The organism is Pseudomonas sp. NFACC41-3 (genome assembly GCF_900109505.1).
GTDB classification, from domain to species: domain Bacteria; phylum Pseudomonadota; class Gammaproteobacteria; order Pseudomonadales; family Pseudomonadaceae; genus Aquipseudomonas; species Aquipseudomonas chlororaphis.
The window spans coordinates 803,365-825,903 of record NZ_FOAE01000002.1 but is presented as its reverse complement, the minus strand read 5'-3'; the positions used below and the strand labels follow the sequence as shown (position 1 = coordinate 825,903).

Annotated in this window: 19 protein-coding genes; 8 read left to right on the top strand and 11 right to left on the bottom strand. The window is 64.0% G+C overall.

All coding sequences use genetic code 11. The annotated features are described in order from the left end of the window. Positions 1–12: 12 nt before the first annotated feature. Positions 13–528, bottom strand: a complete 516-nt coding sequence (locus BMY68_RS13275; protein WP_009045024.1) for a DUF2059 domain-containing protein — start codon at positions 526–528, stop codon at positions 13–15. Positions 529–720: 192 nt separating this feature from the next. Between BMY68_RS13275 and BMY68_RS13270 the strand changes: the two genes are divergently transcribed. After that, positions 721–2,115 carry a class II fumarate hydratase gene (locus BMY68_RS13270; RefSeq protein WP_053262199.1) on the top strand — a complete coding sequence of 465 codons (1,395 nt, stop codon included), beginning with the start codon at positions 721–723 and terminating at the stop codon, positions 2,113–2,115. Between the two features lie 73 nt (positions 2,116–2,188). Here BMY68_RS13270 and BMY68_RS13265 read toward each other — a convergent pair whose 3' ends face one another. The 3 genes from BMY68_RS13265 to pap all read right to left on the bottom strand — a co-directional run bounded on the left by BMY68_RS13265 (position 2,189) and on the right by pap (position 6,219). Continuing rightward, positions 2,189–3,154 carry a DMT family transporter gene (locus tag BMY68_RS13265; RefSeq protein ID WP_053262200.1) on the bottom strand — a complete coding sequence of 322 codons (966 nt, stop codon included), beginning with the start codon at positions 3,152–3,154 and terminating at the stop codon, positions 2,189–2,191. A 216-nt stretch (positions 3,155–3,370) separates the two neighbouring features. Then, positions 3,371–4,555 (bottom strand): thiolase family protein, encoded by a 1,185-nt coding sequence (locus BMY68_RS13260; RefSeq protein WP_009045027.1) that lies wholly within the window; start codon positions 4,553–4,555, stop codon positions 3,371–3,373. Between the two features lie 143 nt (positions 4,556–4,698). Further along, a complete protein-coding gene (pap, locus tag BMY68_RS13255; protein WP_085531789.1) occupies positions 4,699–6,219 on the bottom strand; it encodes a polyphosphate:AMP phosphotransferase in 1,521 nt (506 codons plus the stop codon). Positions 6,220–6,360: 141 nt separating this feature from the next. Between pap and mnmC the strand changes: the two genes are divergently transcribed. The 5 genes from mnmC to BMY68_RS13230 all read left to right on the top strand — a co-directional run bounded on the left by mnmC (position 6,361) and on the right by BMY68_RS13230 (position 13,908). Then, the gene (gene mnmC / locus BMY68_RS13250) at positions 6,361–8,355 is read left to right on the top strand and encodes a bifunctional tRNA (5-methylaminomethyl-2-thiouridine)(34)-methyltransferase MnmC2/FAD-dependent 5-carboxymethylaminomethyl-2-thiouridine(34) oxidoreductase MnmC1 (protein WP_085531790.1); all 1,995 of its coding nucleotides are present in this window, start codon (positions 6,361–6,363) and stop codon (positions 8,353–8,355) included. Positions 8,356–8,605: 250 nt separating this feature from the next. Continuing rightward, positions 8,606–10,378, top strand: a complete 1,773-nt coding sequence (locus BMY68_RS13245) for an N-acetylglutaminylglutamine amidotransferase (protein WP_085531792.1) — start codon at positions 8,606–8,608, stop codon at positions 10,376–10,378. 2 nt (positions 10,379–10,380) lie between these two features. After that, positions 10,381–12,126 (top strand): N-acetylglutaminylglutamine synthetase, encoded by a 1,746-nt coding sequence (gene ngg, locus BMY68_RS13240; RefSeq protein WP_085531794.1) that lies wholly within the window; start codon positions 10,381–10,383, stop codon positions 12,124–12,126. A gap of 130 nt (positions 12,127–12,256) precedes the next feature. Beyond that, on the top strand, positions 12,257–13,441 hold the full coding sequence (locus BMY68_RS13235; RefSeq protein WP_062825034.1) for an osmoprotectant NAGGN system M42 family peptidase: 1,185 nt from the start codon (positions 12,257–12,259) through the stop codon (positions 13,439–13,441). 239 nt (positions 13,442–13,680) lie between these two features. Then, positions 13,681–13,908, top strand: coding sequence for a YheU family protein (locus tag BMY68_RS13230; RefSeq protein WP_007932245.1), 228 nt, complete (start codon positions 13,681–13,683; stop codon positions 13,906–13,908). A 51-nt stretch (positions 13,909–13,959) separates the two neighbouring features. Here BMY68_RS13230 and BMY68_RS13225 read toward each other — a convergent pair whose 3' ends face one another. Continuing rightward, the gene (locus BMY68_RS13225; protein ID WP_007932246.1) at positions 13,960–14,292 is read right to left on the bottom strand and encodes a YnfA family protein; all 333 of its coding nucleotides are present in this window, start codon (positions 14,290–14,292) and stop codon (positions 13,960–13,962) included. 64 nt (positions 14,293–14,356) lie between these two features. Beyond that, a complete protein-coding gene (locus BMY68_RS13220) occupies positions 14,357–15,172 on the bottom strand; it encodes an SDR family oxidoreductase (RefSeq protein WP_085531796.1) in 816 nt (271 codons plus the stop codon). 304 nt (positions 15,173–15,476) lie between these two features. Between BMY68_RS13220 and BMY68_RS13215 the strand changes: the two genes are divergently transcribed. Next, complete coding sequence (locus tag BMY68_RS13215) at positions 15,477–15,629, top strand: DUF3309 family protein (protein WP_085531798.1); 153 nt, start codon at positions 15,477–15,479, stop codon at positions 15,627–15,629. Positions 15,630–15,710: 81 nt separating this feature from the next. Here BMY68_RS13215 and BMY68_RS13210 read toward each other — a convergent pair whose 3' ends face one another. The 5 genes from BMY68_RS13210 to BMY68_RS13190 form a co-directional block, all read right to left on the bottom strand. Further along, positions 15,711–17,804 (bottom strand): LTA synthase family protein, encoded by a 2,094-nt coding sequence (locus tag BMY68_RS13210; RefSeq protein ID WP_085531800.1) that lies wholly within the window; start codon positions 17,802–17,804, stop codon positions 15,711–15,713. Between the two features lie 322 nt (positions 17,805–18,126). Next, positions 18,127–18,318: a PLDc N-terminal domain-containing protein gene (locus BMY68_RS13205; RefSeq protein ID WP_007932252.1), complete on the bottom strand. Its 192-nt coding sequence runs from the start codon at positions 18,316–18,318 to the stop codon at positions 18,127–18,129. A gap of 98 nt (positions 18,319–18,416) precedes the next feature. Continuing rightward, on the bottom strand, positions 18,417–18,947 hold the full coding sequence (locus BMY68_RS13200) for a hypothetical protein (protein ID WP_085531802.1): 531 nt from the start codon (positions 18,945–18,947) through the stop codon (positions 18,417–18,419). 114 nt (positions 18,948–19,061) lie between these two features. Then, entirely contained in the window at positions 19,062–19,580 is a 519-nt protein-coding gene (locus BMY68_RS13195) for an ankyrin repeat domain-containing protein (protein WP_038577028.1), read from the bottom strand. A gap of 97 nt (positions 19,581–19,677) precedes the next feature. Then, positions 19,678–21,510, bottom strand: a complete 1,833-nt coding sequence (locus BMY68_RS13190) for a long-chain-acyl-CoA synthetase (RefSeq protein ID WP_085531804.1) — start codon at positions 21,508–21,510, stop codon at positions 19,678–19,680. Positions 21,511–22,170: 660 nt separating this feature from the next. Between BMY68_RS13190 and BMY68_RS13185 the strand changes: the two genes are divergently transcribed. Next, complete coding sequence (locus BMY68_RS13185; RefSeq protein WP_009045039.1) at positions 22,171–22,449, top strand: DUF3509 domain-containing protein; 279 nt, start codon at positions 22,171–22,173, stop codon at positions 22,447–22,449. Positions 22,450–22,539 lie beyond the last annotated feature (90 nt).

The following is a 22,539-nucleotide window of genomic DNA, read 5'->3' as shown; positions in this document are numbered from 1 at the left end:
TCCTGGCTCCGCTTACTTCTTCTTCGCCGGTGCGGCCTTAGGCTCGAGTTCGGCGGTCATGTCGGCCAGCAGCTTGTTGACTACCGGTACCGCGCTTTCCAGCTTGGCCTGGGTCATCTGGGCCGATTGCTGGGTCAGCTGCGGCATTTTTTCCAGGACTTTCTTGCCCAGCGGCGACTGGTAGAACGCCACCAGGTCCTTGAGCTCGGATTCGCTGAAGTTGCTGGTGTAGAGCTTGACCATGTCCGGCTTCAGCTTGTTCCAGCCGATGGCCTGGTCCAGGGCGGCGTTGGCCTTGGCCTGGTAGGTTTCCAGCACGGCTTTTTTCGACTCTGGGGCTTTGGTCTGTTCAAAACGCTGAGCGAACATTTGCTGCACTTGCATGTACACCGGAGTGCCCAGCTTGTCAGCGTGCGCCAGGGTCAGGAAAGCTTCGGCACTGGCGTTGTGGCTGGCGGTATCGGCAAGCACCTGGCCGCTGGCGCAAACCAGAGCAACCGCGGTACAGATGGCACGAAGACGAGTCATCGAGTTTCCTTTTCTAGCAGGCGAGGTATAACCCCAAGGGCGACCATTCTGCGCCTAAAAAACTCTGTCGCTCAACCCCAAGCCTTGTGGTGCCTGCATTTGCTCGACCAAATGACACAAAAGGCGCTTTATGGAACCCAGGCGGTGGATCACGGCCTAAACTGCGCAATCAGACCTACAGGAGTGAGCACGATGAGTCGAATCGAAACCGACAGCCTTGGCCAGGTTGAAGTCCCGGACGAAGCCTATTGGGGCGCCCAGACCCAGCGTTCGCTGATCAACTTCGCCATCGGCAACGAGCGCATGCCGCTGTCGGTCCTGCATGCCCTGGCGTTGATCAAGAAGGCCGCGGCCCGGGTCAACGACCGCAACGGCGACCTGCCGGCCAACATTGCTCGCCTGATCGAACAGGCCGCCGACGAGGTGCTGGACGGCCAGCATGACGACCAGTTCCCACTGGTGGTCTGGCAGACCGGCAGCGGTACCCAGAGCAACATGAACGTCAACGAGGTGATCGCCGGTCGCGCCAACGAACTGGCCGGCAACCCGCGCGGCGGCAAGAGCCCGGTGCACCCCAACGACCATGTGAATCGCTCGCAAAGCTCCAACGACTGCTTCCCCACGGCAATGCACATCGCCGCGGCCCAGGCGGTGCAGCAGCATCTGTTGCCCTCGATCGCCGAACTGTCCGGTGGCCTGGCCGAACTCGCGGCACGGCACATGAAGCTGGTGAAAACCGGGCGCACCCACATGATGGATGCCACCCCCATCACCTTCGGCCAGGAGCTGTCGGCCTTCATCGCCCAACTGGACTACGCCGAGCGCGCCATTCGCGCGGCCCTGCCGGCGGTCTGTGAGCTGGCCCAGGGCGGTACCGCCGTCGGCACCGGGCTGAACTCGCCCCATGGTTTCGGCGAGGCGATCGCCGCCGAGCTGGCGGCCTTGTCCGGCCTGCCGTTTGTCACCGCGCCGAACAAGTTCGCCGCCCTTGCTGGCCACGAACCCCTGACCACCCTCTCCGGCGCGCTGAAGACCCTGGCGGTATGCCTGATGAAAATCGCCAACGACCTGCGCCTGCTGGGCTCCGGACCACGGGCCGGGTTGGCCGAGGTCAGGCTGCCGGCCAACGAACCGGGCAGCTCGATCATGCCGGGCAAGGTCAACCCGACCCAGTGCGAAGCCCTGTCGATGCTGGCCTGCCAGGTGATGGGCAACGATGTGGCCATCGGCTTCGCCGCCAGCCAGGGCCACCTGCAACTGAACGTGTTCAAGCCGGTGATCATCCACAACCTGCTGCAATCGGTGCGCCTGCTCGCCGACGGCTGCAGCAACTTCCAGCAGCACTGCATCGCCGGCCTGGAGCCCGACCCGGTGCAAATGGCCGATCACCTGGAGCGCGGGCTGATGCTGGTCACCGCGCTCAACACCCATATCGGCTACGACAAGTCCGCCGAGATCGCCAAGAAGGCCTATGCCGAGAACCGCACCTTGCGTGAAGCGGCCCTGGAACTGGGTTACCTGACTGACGAAGAGTTCGATGCCTGGGTGCGTCCGGAAAACATGCTGGAGGCTGGCAAGCAGGGCTGATCGCCAACTGCAAATCAGCCTCGCTCCTGCTTCCGTAGGAGCGAGGCTTGCCCGCGATCAACGATAACGCGCCCTAGCTCTGCGGCATTTCCATACGTACCCGCCGCGCCTTGAGCCCGGCCATCAGCGAAGGCCCCAGGGCCGTCAAGGCCGACCCCAGCACCACCAGCACCGCCCCGCCATACCCCAGGCCGTTGATCTGTTCGGCATGCACATATTCGGGCCACAACCAGGCTGCCACCGCCACCGCGGCGAAGGTCACCAAGGGCGTGATCGCCAGCGTGGCGCTGACCCGCGACGCTTCCCAATGGGCCAGTGCTTCGGCGAAGGCACCGTAGGCGATCAGGGTATTCAGGCAGCAGGCCAGCAACAGCCAGCCTTGCAGCGGGCTCAATTCAAGCGCTTCGAGAGGATGGGCCCACGGCGTGAGCAACAGCGCGCAGAACAGGTAGATCACCATCATCACCTGCAAGGAATTCCACACCGTCAGCAATTGCTTCTGGCCCAGGGCGTAGAAGGTCCAGACCGCCGAGGCGGCGAGCACCGTCAGCACCCCGGCGGTGTAGTTGCTCAAGGACGTCAGCAGCTCGGTCAGGCGCTGATTGAAAAACAGCCCGAAACCGATCAGCAGCACCGCCAGGCCAATCCCCTGCCCCAGGCTGAAACGCTCCTTGAACACAAACAGGCTGGCGATCAGCAGCAGGATCGGCCCCATCTGCACCACCAGTTGCGCGGTGCCGGGGCTCAGCAGGTTCAGCCCCATCAGGTACAGCACGTAGTTGCCCACCAGCCCGCAGACCGCCATCAGCACCAGCCAGCCGCCGCGCGGCCCGAGTACCCGCCAGCTGGGCAAACGCTTGACCGCCGCCAGGTAGACCAGCAGGAAACCACCGGACACCAACAGGCGAAACCAGGTCACGGTCACCGGGTCCATCACCAGCAACACTTGCTTGAGCTTGATCGGCAGGATGCCCCACAGCAGCGCCGTCAGCAGTGCGAGGAACAAGCCGTAGACCCAGCGACCGGACGAGATGTGCATGCAACCCCCAAAAGCCTGATGGAGAGAGCCCGCATTCTAGGCCCGGGGCCGTGACTTACACAGAGACAGTTGGAGGGGGAACGTAAACAGGACTGTGCAGGTCGCAAAAACATCGCGGGCAAGCCTCGCACCTACAGAAACACCACCGTCCTGTAGGCGCGAGGCTTGCCCGCGATAGGTTCATAAGGCAGACAGATCCGCCCCCGCCTGACGGGCTTAGCGCACCGCTTCGAACAACCCGGTCGCGCCCATGCCACCGCCGACGCACATGGTGACGATGCCGTAGCGCAGGTTGCGCCGTTGCAGTTCCCGCACCAGATGGCCGACCTGGCGCGAACCGGTCATGCCGAACGGGTGGCCGATGGAGATCGAGCCGCCGTTGACGTTGTACCTGGCGTTGTCGATCTGCAGCCGGTTGCGGCTGTACAGGCATTGCGAGGCGAAGGCCTCGTTCAATTCCCAGAGGTCGATGTCGTCCACTTGCAGGCCCTTGGCCTTGAGCAGCTTGGGCACCGAGAACACCGGGCCGATGCCCATTTCGTCCGGCTCGCAACCGGCCACGGTGAAGCCGCGGAAGAACGCCTTGGGCTTGAGCCCCAGCGCCAGGGCCCGCTCCAGGCTCATGACCAGGGTCATGGAGGCGCCATCGGATAGTTGCGAGGAGTTGCCCGCAGTCACCGAGCCGTCTTCGGCGAACACCGGTTTCAAACCGGCCAGGCTCTCCAGGGTGGTATCCGGGCGGTTGCAATCGTCGCGATCGACCACGCCGTCGAGAATCTGCACCTGGCCGCTGTTCTTGTCCTCGACCCGGTACTTCACTGCCATCGCCACGATCTCGTCATCGAACAGCCCGGCCGCCTGGGCCGCCGCGGTGCGCTGCTGGCTCTGCAGGGCATACAGGTCCTGCTCCTCACGGCTCACGTTGTAACGCCGGGCAACCACCTCGGCGGTCTGGCCCATGGGGAAATAGATGCCCGGCACCTGTTCCTTGAGCAGCGGGTTGATCAGGTTGTCGGTGTTGACGCTCTTCATCGTCAGGCTGATGGACTCGACCCCGCCGGCGACAATGATGTCACTGCAACCGGAAGCGATCTGGTTGGCGGCGATGGCGATCGCCTGCAGGCCGGACGAACAGAAACGGTTGAGGGTCATGCCCGCGGTACCGGTGCCCAGGCGCGACAGCACCGCGACGTTGCGCCCGATGTTGTAGCCCTGGGCGCCTTCGTTGGAACCGGCGCCGACGATGCAGTCCTCGACGCTGGCCGGGTCGATACCGTTGCGGCTCAGCAGCGCATTGACACAATGAGCGGCCATGTCATCCGGACGGGTCTGGTTGAACTTGCCGCGAAAGGACTTGGCCAGGCCGGTCCGCACGCTATCGACGATCACCACTTCACGCATGGCATACCTCATTGTTGTTGTCGGTTGTGAGTGGCTCGAGCATAGATCCAGCCCTTGCCCGGCCGCGACGATCATTCATCCGGCGTATGCAAAACCATCGCGGTGCCGGGTTTATCCAGTGACCCACTCACAACCCGCGGCGATTATTTCTTGCCCTTCTTGCCTTTCCTGTCCTTTTTCTCGGACTTGTCGAATGCCTCTTCCAGTGCGCGGTTGAGGGTGCGCAGCACCTTGACCCGGGCCCAGCGCTTGTCGTTGGCCTCCACCAGGGTCCAGGCCGCGACCTCGGTGCTGGTGCGGTCGACCATGTCGCCGACGGCGGCGCGGTAGGCGTCCCATTTGTCGCGGTTGCGCCAGTCGTCCTCGGTGATCTTGAAACGCTTGAACGGAATCTCTTCGCGGGCCTGGAAACGCTCCAGCTGGGTCTGCTTGTCGATCGCCAGCCAGAACTTGACCACGATCACCCCGGCGTCCTCGAGCTGCTCCTCGAAGTCGTTGATCTCGCCATAGGCGCGCAACCAATCCGCCGGGCTGCAAAAGCCCTCGACCCGTTCCACCAGCACCCGGCCATACCAGGAACGGTCGAACACAGTGAACTTGCCCCGCGCCGGAATGTGCCGCCAGAAGCGCCACAGATACGGCTGGGCCCGCTCGTCCTCGGTCGGCGCGGCAATCGGCACGATGCTGTACTGGCGCGGGTCCAGCGCCGCCGCTACCCGGCGAATCGCCCCGCCCTTGCCGGCCGCGTCGTTGCCCTCGAAAACCGCCACCAACGCGTGCTTGCGCATGCGCTTGTCGCGCAGCAGGCCGGCCAGGCGCGCCTGCTCGGTAATCAGTTGCTCCTCGTAGTCGTCCTTGTCCAGGTGCTGGCTCATGTCCAGGCTGTCGAGCAGGGTCAGCTTGTCGACCGCCTCGCCCAGCGGCGCCACATGGGACTCGACTTCGAGCGTCGGCCGGTTGAGCGCGCTCTGCAGGCCCTCGAGGAGAATCTTGCCCACCGCCAGGCTGCGGTAATGCGGGTCCACGCCTTCGATCACATGCCAGGGCGCGTAGTCGCGGCTGGTGCGGCGCAACACGCGCTCGCCGTATTTGACGAACTTGTCGTAGGTCTCCGACTGCTGCCAGTCCAGCGGGCTGATGCGCCAGCTGTGCAGCGGGTCGTCCTGCAAGGACTTGAGGCGGGCCTTCATCTGTTTCTTGGACAGGTGGAACCAGAACTTGAAGATCAGCGCACCTTCGTCGCAGAGCATCTTTTCCAGGCGCTCGGCGCCGGCAATGGCCTGGTCGAAACGGCCGTCCTTGAACAGCTCGTGAACCCGCCCCTGCAACATCTGGCTGTACCAGTTGCCGAAAAACACCCCCATGCGGCCCTTGGCCGGGAGCATCCGCCAGTAGCGCCAGGCCGGCGGTCGCGCCAGCTCTTCGTCGGTCTGCTGGTCGAAGGTGCGGACCTCGATCAGGCGTGGGTCCATCCACTCGTTGAGCAGTTTCACCGTCTCGCCCTTGCCGGCGCCTTCGATGCCGTTGATCAATACGATCACCGGAAAACGGGCTTTCTGCTTCAGCTCGAACTGGGCTTCCAGCAGGGCTTCGCGCAGGGCCGGGACTTCGGCGTCAAAGGTTTTTTTGTCGATGGCGTGACCGATTTCGGCTGATTCGAACATGAGCGACTCCCTGGCAAGATGGAGCAAGACTAGCGGATCGACCTAGGCTTTGTCGGCCCCGAACATGCCGCTTATTGCCGTGGATCATTACCCGGTGTGTCGATCGGCTAGAATGGCCGCCTTGCCGCTACCGAGCCGAACATGAGCGCCGAATTGCCCCCTCCCCAGTCCCACGCCCAGCTCGATTGGGACGACCAAGGTCGCCCGCGTTCGCGGGTCTTCGACGATGTGTATTTCTCCACCGCGTCGGGCCTGGACGAAACCCGCCATGTGTTTCTCGAACAGAACCGCCTGCGCGAGCGTTTTGCCGCGTTGCCGCCCAGTGGCCGCTTCGTCATCGGCGAAACCGGCTTCGGCACCGGCCTGAATTTCCTCTGCGCCTGGCAGTTGTTCGAGCAACAGGCCGACGCCAGCGCAAGCCTGCATTTCGTCAGCGTGGAAAAGTACCCGCTGACACCAGCCGACCTGCAGCGCGCCCTGGCCCTGTGGCCGGAACTGGGCCCGCTGGCCGAGCGCCTGTTGCGCGCCTATGTCGCGGTGCACGAAGGCTTTCAGCGCCTGGTGCTGGACGAGGGCCGGGTCACCCTGACCCTGCTGGTCGGCGATGCCCTGGAGCAATTGCCACAACTCGACGGGCAGATCGACGCCTGGTTCCTCGACGGTTTCGCCCCGGCGAAAAACCCCGAGATGTGGACCGCCGAGCTGTTCGCCGAACTGGCGCGCCTGGCCGCGCCGGGTTCGAGCATCAGCACCTTCACCAGCACCGGCTGGGTGCGCCGCCTGCTGAATGCCGCGGGCTTCAAGATGAAGCGCACCCCGGGCATCGGCCACAAGTGGGAAGTGCTGCGCGGCGAGTTTCTCGGCTGGCCCGAAGGCACGCCGCTGCCTGCCGCCAGCAAGCCCTGGTTCGCCCGCCCCACGCAACAGATCCAGGACAAACACGCCCTGGTGATCGGCGCCGGCCTGGCCGGTTGCGCCAGCGCCGCCAGCCTCGCCGCGCGGGGCTGGCGGGTCAGCCTGCTGGAGCGCCACGGGCAACTGGCCCAGGAGGCCTCGGGCAATCCCCAGGGTGTGCTGTACCTGAAACTCTCGGCCCACGGCACCGCCCTGTCACAGATGATCCTCAGCGGTTTCGGCTACACCCGGCGCCAGCTCGAACAGCTGCAACGGGGCGTCGACTGGGACAGCTGCGGCGTGCTGCAACTGGCCTTCAACGCCAAGGAAGCCGAGCGCCAGGCGCAGTTGGCGGCAGCCTTCCCGGCGGACCTGTTGCATCAGCTGGACCAACCCCAGGCCCAGGCCCTGGCCGGCGTCGGCCTGGCCCACGGCGGGCTGTTCTACCCGGAAGGTGGCTGGGTGCATCCGCCGGCCCTGTGCCAGTGGCAAGCCGCGCACCCGCGGATTCGCCTGCTGCCCCACCACGATGTCGTGGAATTGCGCCGGGTCGATGGCCAGTGGCAGGCCTGGGACGGCGAGCGGCTGCTGGCCAGTGCCGAAGTAGTGATCCTCGCCGGCGCCGCCGAGATCAAGCGCTTTGCGGCCAGCGCCGAACTGCCGCTCAAACGCATCCGCGGGCAGATCACCCGCCTGCCGCAGACTGCGCGCAGCCAGAGCCTGGCCACCGTGGTGTGCGCCGAAGGTTATGTCGCCCCCGCGCGCCTGGGCGAACACACCCTGGGTGCCAGTTTCGATTTCAAGAGCCAAGACCTGACACCCACCGCCGCCGAGCATGCGGGCAACCTGCAGATGCTCGAAGAGATCTCCCGGGACCTGGTGGAACGCCTGGAAGCCGACCGGCTGCAAGCGCAAACCCTCGAAGGACGGGCCGCCTTCCGTTGCACCAGCCCGGACTATCTGCCGATCGTCGGTCCCCTGGCGGACCAGGCGGCATTCGCCGAGGTCTACGCGGTGCTGGGCAAGGACGCGCGCCAGGTTCCGGACCTGCCCTGCCCCTGGCTGGACGGCCTGTATATCAACAGCGGCCACGGCTCGCGCGGCTTGATCACCGCGCCGCTGTCGGGCGAGTTGCTGGCCGCCTGGCTGGACAACGAACCGCTGCCCCTGCCGCGCAGCGTGGCCGAAGCCTGTCACCCCAATCGCTTTGCCTTGCGTCGGTTGATTCGCGGCAAGCCATGAAATAAAGCAGCGATGCCAGCCGCCCTGGCATCGCTTGGCCATCTCCCGCAAACGCCCACGGGCCCTGCCCGCACGGCAAAACTCCAGGCAGATCAAGGCCTTTGCCCCAGCCGGCAACGCACTTGCGCCCCGCCGCTTATAACCCATCGGTCTAAAACTCCAGGGGATCACCTGGGTCAGTTTCCGGGTACCTGCCGTTTCTGGCAGGTCACGACTCACCCCTCCCCAACGGAAAAACCGGTAAGGACTTATGTGCGGATTAGCTGGAGAACTACGTTTTGATCATCAACCCGCCGACCTGGCAGCGGTTGAACGAATTACCCACCACCTCGCCCCTCGCGGCCCCGACGCCTGGGGTTTCCATAGCCAGGGCCCGATAGCCCTGGGCCATCGACGCCTGAAAATCATGGACCTGTCGGACGGCTCGGCCCAGCCGATGATCGACAATCAGCTGGGCCTGTCCCTGGCCTTCAACGGCGCGATCTACAACTTCCCCGAACTGCGCGCCGAGCTGGAAAGCCTGGGCTACGCCTTTTATTCCGGCGGCGACACCGAGGTGCTGCTCAAGGGCTATCACGCCTGGGGCGCCGATCTGCTGCCGCGGCTCAACGGCATGTTCGCCTTCGCCATCTGGGAGCGGGACGCCAAGCGCCTGTTCATCGCCCGCGACCGCCTGGGCGTCAAGCCGCTGTACCTGTCGCGCACCGGCCAGCGCCTGCGTTTCGCCTCGGCCTTGCCGGCGCTGCTCAAGGGCGGCGACATCAACCCGCTGCTCGACCTGGTGGCGCTCAACCATTACCTGAACTTCCATGCCGTGGTGCCGGCGCCGCGCACGCTGCTGGCGGGCATCGAGAAACTGCCGCCGGCCACCTGGATGCGCATCGAAGCCGACGGCCGCACCGAGCAGCGAACCTGGTGGACCCTGTCCTACGGCCCGCGCGCCGATGAAACCGGGCTGACCCTGGAAGACTGGCGCGACCGCGTACTCGACAGCACCCGCGAAGCCGTGGCGATCCGCCAACGGGCGGCAGTGGATGTCGGCGTGCTGCTGTCCGGCGGCGTCGATTCGAGCCTGCTGGTCGGCCTGCTGCGGGAAGTCGGTGTGGATAACCTGTCGACCTTCTCCATCGGCTTCCAGGATGCCGGCGGCGAACGCGGCGACGAGTTCCAGTATTCGGACCTGATCGCCCAACACTACGGCACCGATCACCATCAGCTGCGCATCGACGAGCGCGAGATCATCGAACAGCTGCCGGCGGCGTTCCGCGCCATGAGCGAACCCATGGTCAGCCACGATTGCATCGCCTTCTACCTGCTGTCCCGGGAAGTCGCCAAGCACTGCAAGGTGGTGCAGAGCGGCCAGGGCGCCGACGAACTGTTCGCCGGTTACCACTGGTACCCGCAGGTGGAGGGCGCCAGCGATCCCTACGCGGCCTACCGCGAGGCGTTCTTCGACCGCAGCTACGACGATTACGCGGCCACCGTGCAGCCGCAGTGGCTGACCGCCAACGACGCCGCCGGTGATTTCGTCCGCGAGCATTTCGCCCAGCCCGGCGCCGCCGAGCCTGTGGATAAAGCCCTGCGCCTGGACAGCACGGTGATGCTGGTCGACGACCCGGTCAAGCGTGTGGATAACATGACCATGGCCTGGGGCCTGGAGGCGCGCACGCCGTTCCTCGACTACCGGCTGGTGGAGCTGTCGGCGCGGGTGCCGGCCCGGTTCAAGCTGCCCGATGGCGGCAAGCAGGTGCTCAAGGAAGCCGCGCGCCTGGTGATCCCCAGCGCGGTGATCGACCGCAAGAAAGGCTACTTCCCGGTGCCCGGCCTCAAGCACCTGCAGGGCACCACCCTGGACTGGGTACGTGAACTGCTGCTCGACCCGAGCCAGGACCGCGGCCTGTTCAACCCGGCGATGCTCGACCGCCTGCTGACCGATCCACAAGGCCAGCTGACGCCGTTGCGCGGCTCCAAGCTGTGGCAACTGGCGGCGCTGAACCTGTGGCTCAGCGAACAAGGAATCTGACCATGAAACCCCATGCCACGGCTTACAGCCAACGCTTGCTGCGCGGTCAGGCGCCCTCCTACGAGCGTCTGCAGGCGCGTTTCGCCGAAGACCGCAGCGCCCTCGGCACCGACCCGATTGCCGTGCATTGCGGCTGGGGCCGATTGCTGATCGGCCATACCTTTCCCGACCCGACGAGTCTGGCCGAGGAGCTGCTCAACGAACACCCCGGCGAACGCGACATCGCCCTGTATGTCGCCGCCCCCCAGCAGATCCTCGGCCTGGAACCGACCCAGTTGTTCCTCGACCCGTCGGACACCCTGCGCCTGTGGTTCAGCGACTACCGCCAGGCCACCCGGGTGTTTCGCGGCTTCCGCATCCGCCGGGCGCAGAGCGCGGCGGACTGGCAGGCCATCAACCAGCTGTACCTGGCCCGCAGCATGCTGCCGGTCGACCCGAGCTTGCTGACCCCGCGCCATGCCGGCGGGCCGGTGTACTGGCTGGCCGAAGACGAAGACAGCGGCGCGGTGATCGGCAGCGTCATGGGCCTGGACCACCAGAAGGCCTTCCACGATCCGGAGCACGGCAGCAGCCTGTGGTGCCTGGCGGTGGACCCGCATTGCACCCGCCCGGGGGTCGGCGAAGTGCTGGTCCGGCACCTGATCGAACACTTCATGAGCCGGGGCCTGAGCTACCTCGACCTGTCGGTGCTGCACGACAATCGCCAGGCCAAGTGCCTGTACGCCAAGCTGGGTTTCCGCACCCTGTCGACCTTCGCCATCAAGCGCAAGAACGGCATCAACCAACCGCTGTTCCTCGGCCCCGGGCCCGAGGCGCAGTTCAACCCTTACGCGCGGATCATCGTCGAGGAAGCCCATCGCCGCGGCATCGACGTGCAGGTCGACGACGCCGAAGCCGGGATGTTCACCCTCAGCCATGGCGGCCGCCGGGTGCGTTGCCGCGAATCCCTCAGCGACCTGACCAGCGCCATCAGCATGAGCCTGTGCCAGGACAAGAGCCTGACTCACAAGGTACTGAAACAGGCCGGGCTGAACCTGCCGGCGCAACAACTCGCGGGCAACGCCGACGACAACCTGGCGTTTCTCGACGAGCATGAACGGGTGGTGGTCAAGCCGCTCGACGGGGAACAAGGCCAAGGTGTGGCCGTGGATCTGCGCACCATCGAAGAAGTGCAACAGGCGATCGACAACGCCCGGCAGTTCGACAGCCGGGTGTTGCTCGAGAGCTTCCACGAGGGCCTGGACCTGCGCGTCCTGGTGATCGGCTTCGAGGTGGTCGCCGCCGCCATTCGCCGGCCGGCCGAGGTGATCGGCGACGGCCAGCACTCCATCGGCGAGCTGATCGAAGCGCAAAGCCGGCGTCGCCAGGCCTCCACCGGCGGCGAAAGCAAGATCCCCCTGGACCATGAAACCCAGCGCACCCTGCAGGCCGCCGGGCACGGCTACGACAGCATCCTGGCGGCCGGCGAACGGCTGTTCGTGCGGCGCACCGCCAATCTGCATACCGGCGGCACTCTGGAAGATGTCACCGCGATTCTGCATCCGGAATTGGTGGACGCAGCGATCCGCGCGGCGCGGGCGCTGGATATCCCGATGGTCGGCCTCGACCTGATGGTGCCGGCGGCGGACCAGCCGCAGTACGTGTTCATCGAGGCCAACGAGCGCGCCGGCCTGGCCAACCATGAACCGCAGCCGACGGCCGAGCGCTTTGTCGACCTGTTGTTTCCCCACAGCCAGCCGGCGGTCTGAAAGCCCCGTGCTGACCGTCGCGGCCTTATCGCGGGCAAGCCTCGCTCCTACAGAAACGCACTGTGGGAGCGAGCGCCCGACGCCTTGTTCATCGAAACCATCGATGGCCTTCTCATCATCAGGAGTTTCCATGACCCGATCGATTCCCGAACCGGACCTCAACTACCTGCAGAAAGTCCTCCTGGAAATGCTCGCCATTCCCAGCCCCACCGGCTTCACCGACACCATCGTGCGTTACGTGGCCGAGCGCCTGGAAGAACTGGGCATTCCCTTCGAACTGACTCGCCGCGGCACCATCCGCGCCACCCTCAAGGGCCAGAAGAACAGCCCGGACCGCGCGGTTTCGGCGCACCTGGATACCATCGGCGCCAGCGTGCGTGCGGTGAAAGACAACGGCCGCCTGACCCTGGCCCCGGTCGGCTGCTGGTCCAGCCGTTTCGCCGAGGGCAGCCGGGTCAGCCTGTTCACCGACAACGGCGTATTGCGTGGCAGCGTGTTGCCGCTGATGGCCTCCGGGCACGCCTTCAACACCGCGGTGGACGAGATGCCCATCAGTTGGGACCACATCGAATTGCGCCTGGATGCCTACTGCACCACCCGTGCCGACTGCGAGTCGCTGGGCATCGGCGTCGGCGATTTCGTCGCGTTCGACCCCTTGCCGGAATTCACCGAAAGCGGCCATATCAGCGCCCGCCACCTCGACGACAAGGCCGGGGTCGCCGCGCTGCTGGCCGCGCTCAAGGCCATAGTCGACAGCGGTGAGCCGCTGATGATCGACTGCCATCCGTTGTTCACCATTACCGAAGAAACCGGCAGCGGCGCGGCGGCGGCCCTGCCCTGGGACGTCAGCGAATTCGTCGGCATCGACATCGCCCCGGTCGCCCCCGGCCAGCACTCCAGCGAGCACGCGGTGAGCGTGGCCATGCAGGACTCCGGCGGGCCTTACGACTATCACCTGTCGCGCCACCTGCTGCGCCTGGCCACGGAACACGAATTGCCGGTGCGCCGCGACCTGTTCCGCTACTACTTCAGCGATGCCCATTCGGCGGTCACCGCCGGCCACGACATCCGCACCGCCCTGCTGGCCTTCGGTTGCGACGCCACCCACGGCTACGAGCGCACCCATATCGACAGCCTGGCGGCCCTCAGCCGCCTGCTGGGCGCCTACATCCTCAGCCCGCCGGTGTTCGCCAGCGACGCGCAGCCGGCCCAGGGTTCCCTGGACCGTTTCAGCCATCAGCTGGAACACGACACACAAATGGAAAGCGACACCCGGGTGCCGTCGGTGGACAGCCTGGTGGGACAAAAGCCCTGAGGTGAAAAGCCCCGCTACCACTGTAGGAGCGAGCTTGCTCGCGATAGAGCGCAAAGCGCTGAACTCTCGCCCCACACGTACTCACAGGTAAATACGCAGGGCCCTCAAGGCGAGCGCTGCGCGCTCATCGCGAGCAAGCTCGCTCCTACAGATGATCGGCATTACGGGCCCGCGCGAGGTTTGCCTAGCCGCGCGGGGCCCGGCGCAGTAGGATCCGGGATTGTTTGCCGGAGGCCCGTATGCTGATTCCCCATGACCAACTAGAAGTCGACACCCTGACCCGCCTGATCGAAGACTTCGTCACCCGCGACGGCACCGACAATGGCGACGACACCCCGCTGGAAACCCGCGTCCTGCGCGTGCGCCAGGCACTGACCAAGGGCCAGGCGGTGATCGTCTTCGACCCGGACAGCGAGCAGTGCCAGTTGATGCTCAAGCACGATGTGCCCAAGGAATTGTTCGACTGATTCCCGGCCGGGACCGGGCGCCATCGCGGCGCCCGCAACCCGGCCAGTTTCTCAACCGTTGGTAAAGCGCGGCCCGAACAGGATGATGCTCGCGCCGATCACGCACAGCGCCACCCCCAGCCAGTCCGAACTCAGCGGCCGCACCCGCTCCACCATACCCAGCCAGCCGATCGAGGCGATGATGTAGATCCCGCCGTACGCCGCATAGGCCCGGCCGGCGTAGCTCGCCTCGATCTTGGTCAGCAACAGGGCGAAGAGCATCAGGCTCGCCAGCGCCGGGACCATCCACCAGGCGCTTTTGCCCTGGCGCAGCCACATCCAGAAGGCGTAGCAGCCGGCGATCTCGAACAGCGCGGCGAGGAAGAACCACAGGTAATTGAGCATGCAAGGTCTCGTCAGGGATGCCAGATGCTGGCAACCCTAACGACGCGCCGGGGCAGGAGCAAGCTCAGCTGGCGTTTTGCTTGGTCTTGGCGCGCATCTTGTCGGCCATGAGGGTCATTTCGTCATACAGCAGCTGCGGGTTCTTCTGCTTCAGGGCCCAGGCCATGCGCCCCTGTTCGTGGGGCAGGATCATGAGCTCGCCGGCGGCGACCCGGGTGTAGATGTAGTCGGCGATATCCGCCGCGCTGATCGGCGAGCTTTCCAGCAGCTTGCCGACCTGGGCCTTCATCGCCGGGGTCGGGCCACGGAACGAATCCAGCAGGTTGGTCTGGAAGAACGACGGGCATACCACGTGCACGCCGATTTCCTGCTGGGCCAGCTCGATCAGCAGGCTTTCGGACAGGGCCACCACGCCGGCCTTGGCCACGTTGTAGTTGCTCATCGCCGGGCCCTGCATCAAGGCCGCCATCGAGGCGATATTGATGATCCGGCCCTTGCTCTTTTCCAGCAACGGCAGGAACGCCTTGCAGCCCTTGACCACGCCCATCAGGTTGATCGCGATCTGCCAGTCCCAGTCCTCCAGGGACAATTCGCTGAAGAAGCCGCCGGAGGCCACGCCGGCGTTATTGACGATCACATCGATGCCGCCGAGCTTGACTTCGCAAGCCTGGGCGAAGGCCGTCAACTGGCTATAGTCACGCACGTCGCAACGTTGCACGAAGCCATCGCCGCCGGCTTCGCGTACCAGCCTGAGGGTTTCCTGCAGGCCGGGTTCGCTGACATCCGACAACGCCAACTGCCAGCCTTCGCGCGCCCAGCGCAGAGCGATTTCGCGACCCAGGCCGGATCCGGCGCCAGTGATCATCATGCGATTTTGCATAGGAGTTGCCTTGTTGTTCCGGGAAAGATGAGGCGAGTGTAGCGAAGGATTTTGTGCCGCCCACGCACCATCAGATTGCTGAATGCCCCAGGCAAACCGGGGCCTCGGTGCGACTTCCCGCGGTGTTGCAAGTTCAACTCGATGGCCACCGGCAGCCGGTACGAAAAGAAATAGGCCTGCGTGCAAAAAGCATTAAAAAAACTTGGAATCATCCTTCAAGGCACAGAGTCCGAATGATTAAGCGGTACGGATTAATTGCCTTCGAGTCCAGCCGCGCCTTCGATCATCCAATAAGGACAACGACATGGGCACAATCCTGATCATTATTCTGATTCTTCTGCTGCTCGGTGGTCTTCCAGTATTCCCGTACTCCAGAAGCTGGGGTTATGGCCCGTCCGGGATCATCGGTGTGGTCCTGGTGGTATTGCTGATTCTCGTGTTACTGGGCCGGATATAGGCATCGGTCGTTCACACTCGGTACTGTTCAACCGTCGAAAAAAAAGAGGCCCTAGGGCCTCTTTTTCATTAGTGCAATGAATCAGTCCGGCGTGCCGTGCACCACGCCCGCGGTGTTATCCAGCAGGCTCTTGGTGGCGGTTTGCAGGAAGGCTTCCAGCTTGTGCTTCAACTCGGCGGTACGCGGTGCGTCCGGCACCACTTCGGCATGCGGGTTGGCGCCTAGTTCGTACTGGTAGATCTTCGGCGGCATTTCCTTCTCGCGCGGCAGTACCAGGATCTGGTTGGCGGTGACGATGGCGGTGGTCTGTTCGCTGCCCGACGGCTTGATCACGCCAAAGCCGGTGTCGCCTTCCGGCAGGTTGAGCAGGTCGCGGCCCCAGCACTGGTGACGCACTTCGCCACCGAGGCGGCCCATGATGGTCGGCACGATATCGACCTGGGTGCCCACGGTGTGGTTGCGCTGACCGAATTTTTCCTGGATGCCCGGAGCGATCATCAGCATCGGCACGTTGAAGCGGCCCAGGTCCATTTCGGTGATCTGGCGCTCGTTGCCGAAACCATGGTCACCCACGATCACGAACAGCGTCTCCTTGAAGTACGGCTCCTTGCGCGCCTTCTCGAAGAACTGGCCCAGGGCCCAGTCGGAGTAACGCATGGCGGTCAGGTGTTCGTTCAGGCTGCCACGGTCGGTCACCTTCGCCACCGGCAATGGCGTCGGCAAGGCGTACGGGGTGTGGTTGGACAGGGTCTGCAGCAGCGCATAGAACGGCTTGCCGTTTTCCCGTGCCTTCAACTCTTCCAGGCCACGGTTGAACATGTCCTGGTCGGACACGCCCCAGGTCGGATCGGAAAACACCGGATCGACGAAGTCGTTGCGACCGACGAAGTTGGTCATGCCCTGGTTGCTGAAGAAGCCCGACTGGTTGTCCCAGGCGAAATCACCGTTGTAGACATACACGTCGTCATACTTGCGGGCGCTCAGCACCTGCGGCAGGCCGGACAGCTTGTGGCTGCCTTCCGGGGTCTGCATCAGGTATTCGAAACCCGGCAGGTTGGGGAAGCAGGCCATGGTGGCGAACATACCCTGGTGGGTATGGGTGCCGTTGGAGAAGAAGCGGTCGAACAGCAGGCCTTCCTTGGACAGTTGGTCCAGGTACGGGGTGATATTGCCTGGAGCGCCCAGGGCACCCACCGAGTGACCGGCCATGCTTTCCATCAGGATCACGACCACGTTCTTGATCGGCAGGGTCTTGTCGGCCGGTGGCGTGTAGTCACGGCGTACGGCGGCGATATCAGCGTCCACCAGCTTGTCGTCCGGCATCACCAGCAGGTCGCGCACCACTTGCTGCGCCTCGGGCTGCGGCAGGGTGGCTTTCCAGATATTGCTGCGGTCCTCGCCCATCCGGCTCTTGGCCGCCTCGACCAGCGACAGCGTGCCGTTGAGGCCCAGCTGGTTGGCGAAGTTCGATTCGGTGGTGTAGACGTCACCCCAGCGCAGTGGCGGGCCCTGGCGCAGGGTGCCGCGGGCGGCGACCACGCAGACCAGCAGGCAGACCACAAAGACACCGATACGGGCGTACCACGGGGCGACCTGGCGGGTGCCGATGCTGCCGCCGCTGAACGGGCCACGCGGCCGGGTCGCGCGGTCGGCGCCCTTGAACGCCAGGCTCAGCAGCCAGGTGCCGAGCGCCCAGGCCAGCAGGTAGCGCACCACCGGGAAGCCGTACCAGAGCATGCTCATCACGGTTTTCGGGTCTTCCTTCACATACTGGAAGACCAGGCCGTTGAGGCGCTGGTGGAACTCGCGGTAGAAGTCCATCTCCATCAGGCCGAGGAACAGCGCGATGCTCGAAACGATGGTCAGCCAGAAGCGGAAGAAACCGCGAGCCGCCATGGCCCGGGCACTGAACAGCGCCAGCAGCAGCGGGATGCTGAGGTAGACCACCAGGCGCACGTCGAAGCGCAGGCCGTTGGCAAAGGCTTCAAGGAAGGTCGAGGCCGGTGTGTCGAGGATCATCTCGCGGTTGTAGACCAGCAGCGCCACGCGCAGCAAAGACAGCATGACCATCATGGCCAGCGCGCAGAGCAGCGTATAAGCCAGGTGCGATTTGACGGTCGGTTGCAGCAGGCGACTCGAGGCTCGCTGCTGACTCAGGACGTCCGGGTTTGCCATATCGTTTTAGGACCCAATGGAAGTTGAAGTTGCGAAAAGAATGCAGCTGCGCTTTGCCCTCTTGTAGCCATTCAGGGCTGGGGGGATGGCGCGGTGCGCAAATGTTGCACGATCAGCAGCGGCTTTGCCATTGATTACTGGCAGGCGCCCTCACCCGGCCGGCAATGGCCAGAGTCAGGGATCGCAACCGGAGATCGCACGGGGTGCAGCGGAAAAACAGCGCTGGCGAATTGTCATGGAGACTTTGTGAAAATTTCGTGCAGCGCATATTTGGTCACATAAAAAAGGGCCTGGCGGCCCTTTTTCGAACCCGCGCCAGCCTTCAGAGCCGTACGTTGCCGCGCGGCCCGGCAATCGCCCAGATGATCAGGCCCAGAACCGGCAACAGGATGATCAGCAACACCCAGAGGATTTTCATCCCGGTTTCGGCACTGCTTTTAAGCACATTGATGATCGCCCAGATATCCAGCGCGAGGATGATCAGGCCGACCAGCGTATTGAAGGTGGAACCCATGGTGTCGCTCCTAAGTGAGGGCTTGCCCACTTAGGATAGCCGGCCAGCACCGGGGTTCCTTTTTATTGCCCGCGCGGTCAGGTCAGTGGCTCGGCAGCTCAGACGTGAACCGCGACCTTGAGCGCTTCCAGGGACGGTGCGGCGGCGATGCCGGCTTCGGCGCACAGCTGCAGCACACGCGGCACGTCGTTGCCGTAGACCAGCACCACTTGCAGCTCGTCGTCCAGCAGCTGGCTGAAGTTCATCAGCACGTAGCCGCCGTTTTCCGGGTTCATGCTGCCCATCTGGATCTGGATGCGGTTGAGCGCGGTCAGGGCCTCGGTCTTGGCCAGTTGCTTGGGCTTGATGTTGAACGCCACGCCCGGGCCGAAAGACGCGACGATCTGCGCGAACAGGTCCATGTAGGTGTCGGCCTGGAACAGTACGGTTTCAGGCAGGCTGCCGACCACCACCCATTCGCCCAGCGGGATCGGGAAGCTGTCGTCGTAGTTGATGTCCGGATTGGCGGCCAGGAAGGCCTGGGGATCGGCGTAGGCTTGGGCGGCCTCGTCGGCGATCCGCAGGATTTCTTCTTCGCCCATGCAGCCGGAGCTGATTTTGGTGATAAGTTCGGCGAGGACGGTTTTCATGGGCGAATCCTGTTACGGGTCAATGGCGGGCGCGCAGGATAGCCTAAACCCGCCCCGCGAACCTACCGCCGCGACCAAGGCCTGGCCTTGGCCCGGCGGCATGCGCCGTTCAGCTCAGCCCAGCAACTTCTGCAACTGCGCGGTGGTGTCGACGGCGCCCATGGTTTTCGCCGCGTCCAGTGCACTCACGCCGTTGGCGTCGGTGGCTCGCGGGTTGGCGCCCTTACTGATCAGGTAGTCGACGATTTCCGTGCGATTGAACATCGCCGCCATCATCAGCGCGGTACGCCCGTCGAAGGACGAGCCTTCCACCTCGGCACCGCCTTCCACCAGCGCCTTGACCACCGCCAGGTCGCCCTTGAAGGCCGCGCCGGCGATCGGGCTCTGGCCGTTGTCGTTACGGATCTCGGGGTCGGCCTTGTGCTTGAGCAGCACCTGCACCGCGTCCACATGCCCGTAGTAGCTGGCCAGCATCAGCAGGGTGTCGCCCTTGTGATTGCGCAGGTTGACCGGCAGACCGCTGCTCGCCAGCTTGTCGAGCATCTGGGCGTCGCCTTGACGTGCGACGTTGAAGACCTGCTCGGTGAACTCGGCGGCTTCTTCTGCGGTCATCTGGCGGCTTTTGTCTGACATCGGGAACTCCACTTTCGGCCAATCGGAAAGCCGCTAGTGTCCCCAAGCGGCTCCTGCCCTGTCATCCCTTTTTTCTCAAGAGCGGCCATAGCCAGAATCAATAACGGTGCCGACCGGCACAAATATCCGCCAGCACCGCCTCCGTCACCCGGACATAGGTCGCCGAACCCGGCAACCAGGCGTACACCGGATCGCCGCCGGTTTTCGACGGGTCGAAGGCTTCTTCCTTGAGCCGGGTCTTCTGGTATTTGAAGGTGCCGGTGGTCTCCATCTTCACCTTGACCCGCAGGAACAGCGGCACCGCGTAGCCCGGCAGATGCTCGCGGGCGAACTGCAACAGCTCGGTGAAATCCAGGGTCGCCAGGGATTCGGCCGGAGTGATCGCCGCCATCCCGGCACGACCGTTGGTGTTGTGCACCTCCACGCCATAGGCCACCGCCTCGGCAACCTGCGGATGGCGCAGGAGGATGTTCTCCACCTCGGTGGTGGAGACGTTTTCGCCCTTCCAGCGATAGGTATCGCCCAGGCGATCGATGAACTGCGCATGGCCAAAACCGATATCGCGCAGCAGGTCGCCGGTATTGAAGTAACGGTCGCCCTTCTCGAACACGTCGGTGAGGATCACCTTCAGGTTCTTTTCCGGCTCGGTATAGCCGTCCAGCGGCGCCTTGTCGTCGATCTTCGCCAGCAGCAGGCCCTGCCCGCCCCTGGCGACCTTCTGCATGAAGCCGGAACCGTTGCGGATCGGCGCGCAGGTGTCGTGGGCATACTCCACCAGCGCCCAGGGCGCCAGGGAAAAACCCACGGTATTGTCGAAGTTGAGCACGTTGGTAAAGCCGATATTGCCGTCACTGGCGGCATACAGCTCACAGATATGCTCGACGCCGAAACGCTGCTTGAACGGCCCCCACACGCCGGGGCGCAGGCCATTGCCGACCATCTTCACCACGCGGTTGTCACGGTCGTGCTCGCTGGCAGGCTGGTCAACCAGGTAACGGCACAGCTCGCCCACGTAACCAATGGTGGTGGCCTTGAACCGGCGGGCGTCTTCCCAGAAACGGCTGGCGCTGAACTTGCGGCGAATGGCGAAGCCCGAGGCGCCGCTGATGGCCGAGCCCCAGCACACGCACAACCCGGTGGCGTGATACAGCGGCAAAGTGCAGTACAGGATATCGGCCGGCTGCATGTCGAGGGCGATCATGCCGAAGCTGGCCGAGCTGCGCATCCAGCGGCCGTGCTTGAAAATGCCGGCCTTGGGCAGCCCGGTGGTGCCGGAGGTGTAGATATAGAAGCACGGATCGTCGAGGTAGATCCGCGCGGTACTTGGGGGGTTGGACGATTCGCTGGCGGCGCTGGCAGTCATCAGGTCGATGCAACCGGCAGGCGTTGGCCCGGGCGCCACCTCCGGATCGGCGACGAACCAGGTGCGCGCCTCGTCGATGGCGACCTGATCGCGAATCGCCGAGTAGGCATCCAGCAGTTCGCCGCCGACGATCATCGCCACCGGCTTCACCAGATTCACGCTGTGCACCAGCACACTGCCGGTCTGCGCGGTATTGAGCATGGCGCAGATGCCGCCGAGCTTGGCCACCGCCAGCACGCTCACCAGCAACTCGGGACGGTTCTCGACGAAGATCGCCACCACGTCGCCCTTGCCGAGGCCCTGGCTCGCCAGGTAATGGGCGATTCGGTTGGCCCACTGGTTGGCCTGTGCATAACTCAACACCCGGTCGCCGTACAGCAGCGCCGGGCCGTCGGGGTTGCGTTGGGTGGCCTGCTCGAAGGTCCAGCCCAGCCCGCAGGGTTGATCGGCGCGCTTGACGTTGGCTATCTGCATGCCCTTGATGACCCGCGGCAACGCCCGGGCGATGGAGGGCAACTTCCGTAGCATCATGCCCCAGGTGATCATGTCGTGCTGATGAGTGCTCATGACGGTTCCTGTTCGACGCAAAAGGATCCTGCACGGGGCCAGGCCGGACAGGCGGACAAGGGTCGATGGGGCTATTCAGCTGGGGGCCGAGGGCGGGCCGCCACGGCAAACAGGGGAGAAACAGCGGGCATGCTATTGGCAGTAACGCAGAGCGTGGCATTCATGATGACGTCCTATTTTCTTATTATCAGGCGCCCATGATCCAAGGGATCACGACGCATGACTGTCCATGTCGGTGAAACGTCTGATTGACCTGTACAGCCCGGAACATCAGGGCTTGGGCTTGTGCAAAGAGTCTGCGCCAAGCCTGTCGCTGGCAAAAAAATACGTCAGCGCTTCTTGGCCTGTACATGGAGTTTTTGCAAAGTTTTGTATCTCCTCCGCGCCGCCAGGTGCCTCGCGCTTGAGGGCCGGGCTTGCCGGTTGAATCTTTTGCGTGAACCGGCAGTCACAGCGTTACGCCGCAGCCCTTGCCCAGGCCCGCAATCTCGCAAAATGCAGGATGCACGATGGCCATTCATGCAAATTGCACGGACACGCAAACGACGTATTTTTATAACAACATGATTTATAACGATTTTTATAATAAATTGAGGCTGGCACAATCGCTGCACCTATCACTCCAGGTTTGCCATTCAAGAACCAATGGAGCTGATAGACATGAGCCTGATCCAAGAAAAATTCGCTTCCCTGTTCTCCAACTACGAAGTGACCACTCAGCCACGGCCCGATGGCGGCATCCTGCTGACGCTGCGTAACAGCGAAGGTAAACAGCTCAAGCGCTCGATCTCCTATGCGCAGTTGCATGCGGGCGATCAGTTGTCGTGGGTGATCAGCGCGTTGCGTCGCGACCTGGCCGAACAGGCCAGCGAATTGCCACAGATTTCCCTGCTGCAAAGCCAGAACCGTTTTGCCCTGCCGTCGTATCACTCGCTTTAAATCCGCACCGCTGCGGATTCGCGGTGATCACCGGCAGCTGAATAACAGATACCCCCAATCCGGCCGTGCCAGCCTTGCGCTGACACGGCC

Coding starts and splice junctions, on each gene's coding strand:
- BMY68_RS13275 (WP_009045024.1), bottom strand. CDS start 528: ATGACTCGTCTTCGTGCCATCTGTACCGCGGTTGCTCTGGTTTGCGCC.
- BMY68_RS13270 (WP_053262199.1), top strand. CDS start 721: ATGAGTCGAATCGAAACCGACAGCCTTGGCCAGGTTGAAGTCCCGGAC.
- BMY68_RS13265 (WP_053262200.1), bottom strand. CDS start 3,154: ATGCACATCTCGTCCGGTCGCTGGGTCTACGGCTTGTTCCTCGCACTG.
- BMY68_RS13260 (WP_009045027.1), bottom strand. CDS start 4,555: ATGCGTGAAGTGGTGATCGTCGATAGCGTGCGGACCGGCCTGGCCAAG.
- pap (WP_085531789.1), bottom strand. CDS start 6,219: ATGTTCGAATCAGCCGAAATCGGTCACGCCATCGACAAAAAAACCTTT.
- mnmC (WP_085531790.1), top strand. CDS start 6,361: ATGAGCGCCGAATTGCCCCCTCCCCAGTCCCACGCCCAGCTCGATTGG.
- BMY68_RS13245 (WP_085531792.1), top strand. CDS start 8,606: ATGTGCGGATTAGCTGGAGAACTACGTTTTGATCATCAACCCGCCGAC.
- ngg (WP_085531794.1), top strand. CDS start 10,381: ATGAAACCCCATGCCACGGCTTACAGCCAACGCTTGCTGCGCGGTCAG.
- BMY68_RS13235 (WP_062825034.1), top strand. CDS start 12,257: ATGACCCGATCGATTCCCGAACCGGACCTCAACTACCTGCAGAAAGTC.
- BMY68_RS13230 (WP_007932245.1), top strand. CDS start 13,681: ATGCTGATTCCCCATGACCAACTAGAAGTCGACACCCTGACCCGCCTG.
- BMY68_RS13225 (WP_007932246.1), bottom strand. CDS start 14,292: ATGCTCAATTACCTGTGGTTCTTCCTCGCCGCGCTGTTCGAGATCGCC.
- BMY68_RS13220 (WP_085531796.1), bottom strand. CDS start 15,172: ATGCAAAATCGCATGATGATCACTGGCGCCGGATCCGGCCTGGGTCGC.
- BMY68_RS13215 (WP_085531798.1), top strand. CDS start 15,477: ATGGGCACAATCCTGATCATTATTCTGATTCTTCTGCTGCTCGGTGGT.
- BMY68_RS13210 (WP_085531800.1), bottom strand. CDS start 17,804: ATGGCAAACCCGGACGTCCTGAGTCAGCAGCGAGCCTCGAGTCGCCTG.
- BMY68_RS13205 (WP_007932252.1), bottom strand. CDS start 18,318: ATGGGTTCCACCTTCAATACGCTGGTCGGCCTGATCATCCTCGCGCTG.
- BMY68_RS13200 (WP_085531802.1), bottom strand. CDS start 18,947: ATGAAAACCGTCCTCGCCGAACTTATCACCAAAATCAGCTCCGGCTGC.
- BMY68_RS13195 (WP_038577028.1), bottom strand. CDS start 19,580: ATGTCAGACAAAAGCCGCCAGATGACCGCAGAAGAAGCCGCCGAGTTC.
- BMY68_RS13190 (WP_085531804.1), bottom strand. CDS start 21,510: ATGAGCACTCATCAGCACGACATGATCACCTGGGGCATGATGCTACGG.
- BMY68_RS13185 (WP_009045039.1), top strand. CDS start 22,171: ATGAGCCTGATCCAAGAAAAATTCGCTTCCCTGTTCTCCAACTACGAA.